The organism is Paenibacillus sp. J22P59, from assembly GCF_059383895.1.
Genome location: NZ_JBXENX010000005.1, coordinates 225357 through 235704, shown reverse-complemented (window position 1 = coordinate 235704; position 10348 = coordinate 225357). Strand labels below are relative to the sequence as shown.

General features: G+C 46.8%; 13 protein-coding genes. All 13 read right to left on the bottom strand.

The window, feature by feature from the left end:
• Positions 1–60: 60 nt before the first annotated feature.
• Positions 61–429: a chorismate mutase gene (aroH, locus tag AC50YO_RS10760; RefSeq protein ID WP_494846825.1), complete on the bottom strand. Its 369-nt coding sequence runs from the start codon at positions 427–429 to the stop codon at positions 61–63.
• Between the two features lie 3 nt (positions 430–432).
• Positions 433–1527 carry a 3-dehydroquinate synthase gene (gene aroB / locus AC50YO_RS10755; protein WP_494846824.1) on the bottom strand — a complete coding sequence of 365 codons (1095 nt, stop codon included), beginning with the start codon at positions 1525–1527 and terminating at the stop codon, positions 433–435.
• Between the two features lies 1 nt (position 1528).
• Complete coding sequence (gene aroC / locus AC50YO_RS10750) at positions 1529–2698, bottom strand: chorismate synthase (RefSeq protein ID WP_494846823.1); 1170 nt, start codon at positions 2696–2698, stop codon at positions 1529–1531.
• A gap of 269 nt (positions 2699–2967) precedes the next feature.
• Positions 2968–3753 carry a CheR family methyltransferase gene (locus AC50YO_RS10745; protein WP_494846822.1) on the bottom strand — a complete coding sequence of 262 codons (786 nt, stop codon included), beginning with the start codon at positions 3751–3753 and terminating at the stop codon, positions 2968–2970.
• 33 nt (positions 3754–3786) lie between these two features.
• Positions 3787–4230, bottom strand: coding sequence for a nucleoside-diphosphate kinase (ndk, locus tag AC50YO_RS10740; protein ID WP_494846821.1), 444 nt, complete (start codon positions 4228–4230; stop codon positions 3787–3789).
• A gap of 24 nt (positions 4231–4254) precedes the next feature.
• Positions 4255–5229: a polyprenyl synthetase family protein gene (locus tag AC50YO_RS10735; protein ID WP_494846820.1), complete on the bottom strand. Its 975-nt coding sequence runs from the start codon at positions 5227–5229 to the stop codon at positions 4255–4257.
• Between the two features lie 8 nt (positions 5230–5237).
• Positions 5238–6095 carry a menaquinone biosynthesis protein gene (locus AC50YO_RS10730; RefSeq protein WP_494846819.1) on the bottom strand — a complete coding sequence of 286 codons (858 nt, stop codon included), beginning with the start codon at positions 6093–6095 and terminating at the stop codon, positions 5238–5240.
• Positions 6076–6702, bottom strand: coding sequence for a UbiX family flavin prenyltransferase (locus AC50YO_RS10725; protein WP_494846978.1), 627 nt, complete (start codon positions 6700–6702; stop codon positions 6076–6078). The genes AC50YO_RS10730 and AC50YO_RS10725 overlap by 20 nt, the downstream gene beginning before the upstream one ends.
• An 11-nt stretch (positions 6703–6713) precedes the next feature.
• Positions 6714–7589: a UbiA-like polyprenyltransferase gene (locus AC50YO_RS10720; RefSeq protein WP_494846818.1), complete on the bottom strand. Its 876-nt coding sequence runs from the start codon at positions 7587–7589 to the stop codon at positions 6714–6716.
• A complete protein-coding gene (locus AC50YO_RS10715; protein ID WP_494846817.1) occupies positions 7586–8302 on the bottom strand; it encodes a demethylmenaquinone methyltransferase in 717 nt (238 codons plus the stop codon). The genes AC50YO_RS10720 and AC50YO_RS10715 overlap by 4 nt, the downstream gene beginning before the upstream one ends.
• 15 nt (positions 8303–8317) lie before the next feature.
• Positions 8318–9190: a heptaprenyl diphosphate synthase component 1 gene (locus tag AC50YO_RS10710; protein WP_494846816.1), complete on the bottom strand. Its 873-nt coding sequence runs from the start codon at positions 9188–9190 to the stop codon at positions 8318–8320.
• Positions 9191–9317: 127 nt separating this feature from the next.
• Positions 9318–9887: a hypothetical protein gene (locus AC50YO_RS10705; RefSeq protein ID WP_494846815.1), complete on the bottom strand. Its 570-nt coding sequence runs from the start codon at positions 9885–9887 to the stop codon at positions 9318–9320.
• Between the two features lie 118 nt (positions 9888–10005).
• Positions 10006–10227, bottom strand: a complete 222-nt coding sequence (gene mtrB / locus AC50YO_RS10700) for a trp RNA-binding attenuation protein MtrB (RefSeq protein WP_494846814.1) — start codon at positions 10225–10227, stop codon at positions 10006–10008.
• Between the last annotated feature and the right edge of the window lie 121 nt (positions 10228–10348).

Here is a 10348-nt window from a genome sequence, read left to right as displayed (position 1 = left end):
CACTAAATACAAACTAACTATTACTAATCAATATACAACAGCTTTTGACTGTCCGTCAACTTATGTTTTGGATAAATCGGGACGAAGCGCCTGTGCGCCGCCAAGATACACATGCTTCACCTCAGCCTGTGTTTTGTTCGTATTGACATGCAGCATGAACCGGATGCAGCGTTCCAGGCTTCCCTTCACTGGAACCTCTAGTGCGCACATAAGCGGCACTAGCTCCCAACCGCTCATCTGGCGAATAGCGCTAGCAGGGAATGTCGAATCCAGATCATTGGTAACTGTAATCAATACGCTGCAAATATCTTCAGGCAAAATATTATTGTCTGCTACAATGCTGTTAAGCAGTTCAATTGTAGCTTGCAAAATCGGTTGCGGCTCATTCACCTCAACCGTAATAGCTCCGCGAATTCCTCTGACACTCATTGTTTATGCCTCCTGTTTCAATTCCTCTACGATCTCGCGTACCCATTGTGCTGGAATATCCTTCTTAATTTCCACTACTCCAATTGCAGTTGGCACTACGAATATCATCGTGTTCTCGCTAAACTTCTTATCATGCATCATAGCAGCCATGATCGCATCCACATCGAAATGTGCTGGAAGCTTCACTGGCAGCCCGCATTTGGCAAGTGCCCGCTTCGTGGTCTCATAGACTTCCTCCGATGCGCCATAGCGAAGGCCTAGCTTCGCCGATCCAATCATTCCAATTGAGATTGCCTCGCCATGCAGCAGCTCATTATAGCCAGCTACCGCTTCAAGCGCGTGGCCAATCGTATGGCCAAGATTCAATATCGCGCGCAGATCATTTTCTTTCTCATCCTGCGACACGACAATGGCCTTAACACTGCAGCCCTTGTATAACCCATAACCAAGAGCATCCGGGTCTAGTGCGAGCAACTTATCCGCATTATCCTCACACCACTGCGTGAATCCTGCATCCCAGATCAGTCCATGCTTGACCATCTCAGCCAATCCCGCACTTACCTCACGAGGAGGCAACGTTTGCAACGTGCTCAAATCATAGAGGACCAGCTCTGGCTGATGGAACGCACCAATAATATTTTTGGCTAGTGGATGATTAACTGCTACCTTGCCGCCAACACTGCTGTCATGTGCCAGAATTGTAGTAGGCACTTGGACGAACTTCACGCCACGCATATATGAAGCAGCCAAGAAGCCAGCCAAATCACCAACAACGCCGCCGCCAAGAGCAACGATTGTCGACTTGCGGTCAAGGCCTGCTTCCAGCGCCTTCGTTACAAGAGATTCTAATACAGACAAGGACTTCGAGCTTTCTCCCGAATTCACCACCGCAGTAGCAACCTCAAAGCCACCGCTGCGAAGATTGGCAACAAGCGGCTCCAAGTGATACTTGGCCACCTGATCATCCGTGACAATCATAAGCGGTGACTTGGCACTGATGCCATGCTTGTTGAAATATGAAGCAGCCTCTTGCAAGAGGCCTTCCCCGATATAAATAGGATAAGAGCGATTACCTAAGTCTACTGTTAGTTCACGCATATTAATACCGCCCCAATTGTTCTAAGTAGTTGTTCACATTCGCACGGATTTCTTCAATTGAATCGCCGCCGAATTTTTCTAAAAAAGCTCTAGCCACTTCCCATGCTACCACATGCTCCATCACAACACTCGCCGCAGGAACCGCACAGCTATCCGAACGCTCCACTTGAGCGGTAAAAGGCTCTCTAGTGTCGATATCTACACTCCGAAGTGGTTTGTACAGCGTCGGGATTGGCTTCATAACACCGCGTACGACAATTTGCTCGCCATTTGTCATGCCGCCCTCGAAGCCGCCTAGACGGTTCGTTGCCCGGTGATAGCCTCGCTCCTCATCATACAAGATTTCGTCATGAACCTGTGAACCGCGAAGCTTAGCCGCTTCGAATCCGATTCCAATCTCGCAGCCTTTGAATGCGTTAATTGATACAACTGCTCCTGCAATGCGCCCCTCTAGCTTACGATCCCATTGAACATGACTGCCAAGACCAATCGGTACGCCTTCGATGATACATTCGACTATCCCGCCGATGGAATCACCCTCTGCCTTAATCTGATCAATATAGGCCGTCATTTTCTCTTCCGTCGCCTTATCGACTACCCGAACTGGTGAATCCTCCGTTAATCGAATCAGTTCATCCACGGAGAGTTGATTGGCAGGCGCTTCGATCTCTCCTATGCGGATAACTTGTCCAGCTACCTTAATGCCAAATTCCGCTAGAAATTGACGAGCGACCGCTCCCACTGCGACACGCGCAGCTGTCTCGCGGGCACTGGAACGCTCCAGGACATTACGTAGATCCTTCAAATTATATTTCAAACCACCGTTCAAATCGGCATGACCCGGACGTGGACGATGTACCCGGCGTTTGTCTTCATCTCCGCCTTCAATCGGCTCAACATTCATAACCTTCAGCCAGTGCTTCCAGTCATTATTCTCGACCACGATAGCAACAGGAGCTCCTGTTGTACGCCCATGGCGTACGCCGCCTACAATATTCGCCGTATCCTTCTCAATCTGCATTCGGCGCCCGCGGCCATGGCCCTTCTGACGACGCTGCAATTGAAAGTTCAGTTCTTCGAAATCAATAGTCAAATTACTAGGCAATCCCTCAATAATAGCAGTTAATTGGGGACCATGCGTTTCTCCGGCTGTTAGATAACGTAAACTCAACCTTAGCTCCTCCTCCAAGTAAACCTGAGTCTGCATCCACTTGTACTGATCAACTGCCCTTAACATCTTTGCTCATTATAGTACAGCCCTGCTAGTTTGACAAGAAATGCTACCTTTTGCGAAAAAGTAGAGATCAGATGATTCAAGCTGGATTCTCTGCAATAAAAAAGCAGATATAAAGGCTTCAAACTGCCTGTATATCTGCCTTATGGATAAATAACTTAGCTTAGCCGGTCGGCTAAGGATAGGAATGATTTCATTATACCTGATTAGCTGTCCATGCGCCGATAGAAGAAGGTATCTGCCGTCTCAAATCCGTATTGGGCAGGAGAGAATATTTGTTCCGTGCTGCCTACGAACAGCAGTCCTCCCGGACGAAGCGCCTTGGCAAATTTATGATACAATAAGTGCTTGGCTTCTTCCGTAAAGTAAATCATCACATTCCGACAGACAATGAGATCAAAGGAATCATCGAAAGGATCATGCAGCAGATTTTGCTGTTTGAACTTAATCGTCTGCTTCAATTGGTCTGCAATTGCAAAAGCTCCGTCCTCCGCGCGAAAATATTTCTGCTTGCAGGCAGTCGGCACATCTCTAAGCGAACGCTCTAGATAAATGCCTTCCATAGCCTTCTGCAAAACGATAGAATCCAGATCCGTCGCTAATATGGAAGCCCGATTAGTTACGCCAAGCTCTGATAATATCATCGCAATCGTATAAGGTTCTTCGCCAGTCGAGCAAGCCGCACTCCATATTTTCAGCCTATTGCCGCCAGCAAGCATTTCCGGAAGAAACTGCTGCTGTAGAATTTCCCATCGGTTCGGGTTGCGCCAAAATTCCGATACGTTAATCGTCATCCGATCCAAAAACTCATTCAATAAACTACGATTCTTCTCTATAGCTTGCCAATAAAGCTCAAAGGATTCATAGCCATGCTTCATGCGAAGCGTAGTCAAACGACGTTTCATTTGTGCTTCCTTGTATTGTGATAAATCAATGTGAGTCTTCTCCTTCATCCGCTGGATGAAGAGCGCAAAATCCCGATCCTCCGACATGACAGCCTCCCGTAAACTCTACTGCGCTACAGCCTATACCCAGCGCTGAATCGTTTGTTCATATTGTACAAGCTCCTCGGTTGAGAAGAAATTACCGATCTCTCTAGCTGCACTCTCTGGTGAATCAGAGCCATGAATCAAATTGAAATTCGTATGGACAGCAAAATCAGAGCGAATCGTGCCCGGCATAGCTTCAACAGCATTCGTCTTGCCGATCATTGCTCTAGTCAAGGCAACCACATTCTCGCCTTCCCATACCATCGCAAATACGGGGCCAGAGGTAATGAAATCAACTAATGGTTCGTAGAATGATTTGCCGATATGTTCACCATAGTGAGTTTCCGCGAGTTTTTCGCTGACGAGCATAAATTTGGCTGCGACAAGCTTGAGTCCTTTTCTCTCAAAACGAGTGAAAATTTCACCAATTAGTCCACGCTGCACTCCATCGGGCTTCACCATCAAAAAAGTTCTTTCCATAGTAAACACTCCTGTCTGTTCATTCTAATAATTGCGTTTTCCTACAAAATGTGCAATATCGATTAGATTCTTCTTCGCTCCGATACCTGGCAATCCCTCTAATGCAGCCAAAGCTTTTTCAATATAACGTGTTGCCAATTGATCTGCAAAATGGATTCCATTGCTGCCCTTAATAAGGGCAATGGCTGGCTTCGTATTGACTAATCCATTATTCTCCTTAATACCAGCAATTTCCTTCAATAGCGGCTCACGTACGGACTCGTCCTGCAATGCCAGAATAACAGGAAGCGTTATATTCCCTTGACGAATATCAGAGCCCGGCGGCTTGCCAATTTGCTTCTCGGTACCGAAGAGATCGAGAAGATCATCACGAATCTGAAAAGCCATGCCGACATTATAGCCATAACGATACAGTTGGTTGACCGTTACCCGATCAGCACCAGCAGCGGCAGCACCCAATTGACAGCTTATCGCGATGAGTAAAGCCGTCTTCCGGCGAATACGCAGCAAGTAATTGCGGATGCTCTGCTTTGTATTGAAAAAATCACGGATTTGCTCCATTTCCCCGATACTCATCTGAACGAGCGATTTCGAGAGCATCTGATGAATAAAAGGATTATGAAGCTCTGTGGCGATCGTTAAAGCTTTGCCGAAAATATAATCACCTGTATACATCGCAACGCGATTATCCCACTTTGACTTTACGGTCAGCTGACCACGCCGAGTAGAAGCATCATCAATCACATCATCATGGACCAGAGAAGACATATGTATAAGTTCAAGCGGAACCGCTATTTTTTTCAATATATCCAGGTTATATTCGCCAAACTTGCCTGACAGCAGCACGAATACCGGCCGCAGACGCTTTCCACCCGCTTGAAGCAAATGGAGTGAGGTCTCGCTGAGCAGCTCATGGTCAAAGGCTACGCTGCGCTCAAGCTCCTCTTCTATTTGATTAATATCGCCCTTTAACTTTGCATAAATGTCTAGTAGTTTCATTGGTTCACCTATTCGGCAGTTTGGTCTTCATACAGAAATGTCAATTGCACATCATGCTCGATAAGCCCTAATTCCCTCGCATAGCGGAAATATAATGCTAGCCCTTCTTGCTGCTTGCGCCCAAAATCATATTGGAGGCTGTTAAAATACATCTCCCAATAAGCGGGTTCTCCCCCAAGCTCCGAGCAAGCCTTATTAATTAAAGGAGTGAAGTCCTTCTTGCACTGCAGCCTGCTGAACCTAAAGGCCTCATACAGCTCCCGGAATAATTCAGGATAAGCAGCCGCTGCCTCTTTGCGCGCAGCTACTACGGCATAAGTCATCGCAAGCCCCGTCCAGTCATTCCACAAGCGGCCTAAGTCAATAACATGCAGCTGATGATTGCTCCAGGACGCATGGATAGCAGGGTCGCCAATTAAAAGCGCAGCATCTGCTGTCTCCAGCATTTTATCAAGATCAGGCTCCATCGGCTCGTACTCTGGGGTGAGCCCATAATAATTCGCCATAATAATTTTGAGCAGATTGACAGATGTAGCAGAAGTCGAAGTAACAGCAATTCGTTCCGGTCGAGCCTGCTCGATCGGTTCTTTCAGAAATAATAATATCGAATGTACGTTGCCTTCTGAACCTACGGACAAATGAGGAAGCAGCACATAATCATCGCTATGCATCCCATAAGCAAAAGAAGAGACCGCTGATACTTGAAGACTCCCCTCATGCAGCATCCGATTCAATTCTGAAGGCACTTTTGAAACCATAGTAATAGATCCTTGCATCAATTGCGAATCAATATAGTGAAACAACGGCCAAGCATTCGCATAATCAATACGACCTACGGAGAGCGAATCAATTGTCTGACTGCCCATGCTGCTCATCTCCCCATCTTCTGTATAACGCATGTTCGATGGACATATTATCCAGCACTTTTCCGACCAAAAAGTTAATCATTTCATCCATCGATTGCGGTTTATAATAAAAGGCCGGCATCGCTGGAATCATTCGTACACCAAGTCGAGATAATGTAAGCATGTTCTCCAAATGAATCGCATGCAAAGGCGTCTCTCTTGGGACCAGCAACAATCTGCGGCCTTCCTTCAACATCACGTCGGCCGCACGAGTCAACAAATCATCTGAGATGCCGTGAGCCATAGAAGCAAGCGAGCCCATGGAGCAAGGAATAACGACCATTCCTTCTACCTGAAAGGAACCGCTTGCGATAGAAGCTCCAATATCTGCATTGGGATGAAACACGAGTATTCCAGATGCAAGTGCCTCGCCAAAACGCTCTACCAAAGCAGCCTGCCTTCTAGAGGCTTCCCAGCCCAGCTCTTCCTTCAATACGCGCCAGCCTGCCTCCGTTACGACAAGATGAACGATATAATCTGCTCGAAGAAGCTCCTCGATCAGACGAATTCCATAGATCGAACCACTAGCACCTGTTATACCAACGACCCATCGTTTTCTCCTGATCATCGGCTCTTTCTCTACCACTGACGAAGCACCACCAAATCAACGATCGTGAACAGAAACAACACAACGCTGAGCGTTCCGTTCATTCCAAAAAATGAGATCTGCACACGAGACAAATCATTAGGGCGTACTAACCAATGCTGGTAAAACAGCATCCCGATAGATAATACTGCCCCTATCAAGTATGCCCAACTTAATTCTGTCATCCAGAACAACGATATAAAGCCTGCCGCAGTTACAATATGCAAGCTTCGTGCAATCCAGAGAGCACCTGCCACGCCAAAGCGTGACGGAATAGAATGCAGCCCGCTATTACGGTCAAACTCAGCATCCTGTGTTGCATATACGATATCAAAGCCCGCGATCCATAAGGAAACGGTAATATAGAGCAGCCATGCCGACGGATCAAAGGCTCCTGTTATGGATACCCATGCCCCTAATGGCGACAGCCCTATCGTTAGTCCAAGTATCAAATGGCAGAGCCAAGTGAAACGCTTCGTATAGGAATACAGAACAAGCAGTATCACTGCGATGGGAAGCAGCTTAATCGCAATTGGATCAAGGTTAAGCGCCGCCAGTATAAGCAAGCCAAAAGAAACGATAATAAAGAGCAAAACTTCAGCCGATTTAAGCAATCCGGCAGGCAATGCGCGATTCTCCGTACGCGGATTGCGCAGATCAATCGCCTTGTCAATTAAGCGATTCAAGCTCATCGCCGCACTTCTTGCACCGAACATAGCCAGCGAGATCCAACCGATCTCCGCCCATGTCGGCAGGCGGTCCTCCATAACAACAGCACCTAGAATAGCGCCCATAAAAGCAAACGGCAGGGCAAACACCGTATGCTCAAACTTAATCATTTCAAGAATTATACGTAGCTTGCGAATCATTGTGCTTCTTTCTCCTTTGTGCCTATATGCAGCGCAGCAACACCACCAGCAAAAGAGTAGGCTTTCACTTGCTTAAGCTCTGCTTGACGGAATAGTTGAGATAATTCCTCTGAATTTGGGAATGGCTTCAAAGATTCCGGGAGCCACTTATACTCTTGGAATCGCTTAGCTACCAGCTTCCCCATCAAAGGAAGAATCTTCTCGAAATAAAAATAAAACAGCGCCTTAAACGGCTGCCACGTCGGCTTGGACATTTCCAGACAAACAACCTTGCCGCCTGGCTTGACGACCCGCTCCATTTCTTTCAATACCTGCAAATAATCCGGTACGTTACGTAACCCAAATCCAATTGTAACAAAGTTAAAAGAATCATTCTCGAAGGGCAAGGCCATTGCATTTCCTTGGATGAGCTTTATTTGTCCATCCAATTGCTCGTTGCTTACTTTCTTTGCGCCCACGCTCAGCATATTCTGACTGAAGTCCAGTCCAACAATAGCGCCGGTCCCACTTGCCTTCGCCAGAGCAATTGTCCAGTCTGCTGTTCCGCAGCACACGTCGAGCGCGGTTTGTCCTGGCTGTACATTCATTTTTTTCATGGTAAACTTCCGCCAAGCCTTATGCCTGCGGAAGCTGATAAGATCATTCATCAAATCATATTTGGGTGCAACATTCTCAAATAGCGCTTGTACATGATCCTTTGATTGTGCCTTCATTATTCTCTCTTCACCTCATGAGTTCATTTCATTCAAAGCGGAAGCGGGACCAACCAAATACCCGGAATAATCATTTGCAATCTCATGCAGTACTTGAATAAGCTTGTCCGATTCGAGCCGGTTAGCAACGGAGCGCACACTATCAAGCGTGAGTCTAAGCTTGCCAATCAGCTGCTCTCTACACTCATACTTCTTCACAAGCGAGCTTATCCCTGAAGCCTCCTGCGGGTTTTCTTTAAGCATACGCTTCTCTTCCTCTGTTCCTGCTTGCAGCACATGCCAATAGGCCCAGCTCATGGGAAAACGGCTCGGCGATTCGCTTCTGGCCAGTTCCTCAACGATGACCTCGCATCGGCTTACGACTTGAAGAAGCTCCGGCCATAATCTTGATGAGGTACCTTCCAGCATACTGTCAAATACATGGAACAGCTCGCTCTTGAGCTGAACGGTATAGCTTAAATAGTCATCTGCCGTTACTTTCAATTGCTTCATCTTTATGTACAAATTCATTTTAAGTTTGTTTACTTCGCAGACGGCCTCGCTTAGTTTCGTGATCATCTCGATCTGGCCAGCTTGTGCTAATAAACGATAGAAATGCGTGCTGAAGTAATCGCCTGCCAGCACCTTTAATTGCCGGGATCTCATCTCACGCTCAGACCGTTGATTCGTCTCGGTATCAATCAAATCATGCGTGTCCATCCCCAATTGAACGAGGGAGGCTACTAGCGTATAGAGCTCGCTATATTGCGATGCAAGGCGATGCTGATGAAGACAAGCGTAAAGCAGGCGCAAACGCGCATCTGGAAATACGGGCAGATTCGTATTCTGCTGAATCATGTCATATTCCACATATTTTTTAGCCAATTCATCGATACGATAGGGTGTCATGGGGTAAGCCTCCGAACAGAGAAGCAGTAATCGCCGCTCAATAATCTAAACTATTATAGCACAACTTTAGAAAAGAGCATACGAAACGACCCTGCCTTGTTCAATATTCCTAACATCCCTTATGTCCCTAAGTTCGAGGGTGAGTAGAATAAGCAGCAGACTTCCCGAATCTTTCCTCCCATGCAGACGTCAGGCTAATTCGAAGCCGCTCTCTCCACTTCTCATCATGGATCGGATCAGCAAGGCTTAGCTGTTCGAGCTCATCGTGAAGCCAACTGTCCGTCCGTCTTATATCAGCAGCAAGCATCAGCCGTGAAGCACCGCTCTGTGTCTCTGAGTCCACATACCGAATCAGGATTCGATTCACATTGTCCATCTGGATAAAAGAGAGATAGATCATTTTCTCCATATCTTGAATCCAGCGCTCAGGCTGCGCCTGATCCGAGCTCATCTTCAATTCAACAGACAAGATGGAATGCTTCCACTCCACTTTAGACAAATGCCCGATAAGCTTCAGCCCAATCATGACATCCACTAAGTTAAGATTAGTCAAGCGCGTCACTGATGCCGGATGAAAAACAGCCACCTCATTCTTGCCCTTGCCTGGTGCAAGGCCGGAATGAGGAAGCCAAGTTATCACAATCATGACCACGATTGCTATAGCCATCGCTGCCATATAAGGTCTTACTATGCGCATTACCGGCACCTCCTTGCCCAAATGATCCTCATACCCCATTGTACAAACGAATCAGGCAAGCTATGCCTTTATACAAAAAAACTCCCTTCCTGCCTGGAGCAGTAGGGAGTATGCGATGCTATTGGTCGGTCTCCATCGTACCGTATTTCGTCATCACGATCGCTTTGCCGCGAATCTTAATTGCTGAAGTATGATCCGTAAACTGTGCAATAAGAATTTCATTCTTGTCCAGCTTCTCAGTATGATGGAACTTCGTATCCTGTCCGCGTGTCAATCCAATTACCTGAACACCTTGGTCTTTCGCTTTGATCACAATGTAATCGCCGTGATTAGGCTCCATCTTTAATCCTCCCTAAGTCATGCTTTGTCCGCTATTAGCTTTATTCATTATAAAAGCGCCGTTAGCAGTTGTAAAGCGAAAGCGCCCGAACGATAATCGTCCGGGCGCTAATAGGTGACTT

Coding starts and splice junctions, on each gene's coding strand:
- ndk (WP_494846821.1), bottom strand. CDS start 4,230: ATGGAAAGAACTTTTTTGATGGTGAAGCCCGATGGAGTGCAGCGTGGA.
- AC50YO_RS10730 (WP_494846819.1), bottom strand. CDS start 6,095: ATGGGCAGTCAGACAATTGATTCGCTCTCCGTAGGTCGTATTGATTAT.
- AC50YO_RS10745 (WP_494846822.1), bottom strand. CDS start 3,753: ATGTCGGAGGATCGGGATTTTGCGCTCTTCATCCAGCGGATGAAGGAG.
- AC50YO_RS10735 (WP_494846820.1), bottom strand. CDS start 5,229: ATGAAACTACTAGACATTTATGCAAAGTTAAAGGGCGATATTAATCAA.
- AC50YO_RS10710 (WP_494846816.1), bottom strand. CDS start 9,190: ATGACACCCTATCGTATCGATGAATTGGCTAAAAAATATGTGGAATAT.
- AC50YO_RS10725 (WP_494846978.1), bottom strand. CDS start 6,702: ATGATCAGGAGAAAACGATGGGTCGTTGGTATAACAGGTGCTAGTGGT.
- AC50YO_RS10720 (WP_494846818.1), bottom strand. CDS start 7,589: ATGATTCGCAAGCTACGTATAATTCTTGAAATGATTAAGTTTGAGCAT.
- mtrB (WP_494846814.1), bottom strand. CDS start 10,227: ATGGAGCCTAATCACGGCGATTACATTGTGATCAAAGCGAAAGACCAA.
- AC50YO_RS10715 (WP_494846817.1), bottom strand. CDS start 8,302: ATGAAGGCACAATCAAAGGATCATGTACAAGCGCTATTTGAGAATGTT.
- AC50YO_RS10705 (WP_494846815.1), bottom strand. CDS start 9,887: ATGCGCATAGTAAGACCTTATATGGCAGCGATGGCTATAGCAATCGTG.
- aroH (WP_494846825.1), bottom strand. CDS start 429: ATGAGTGTCAGAGGAATTCGCGGAGCTATTACGGTTGAGGTGAATGAG.
- aroB (WP_494846824.1), bottom strand. CDS start 1,527: ATGCGTGAACTAACAGTAGACTTAGGTAATCGCTCTTATCCTATTTAT.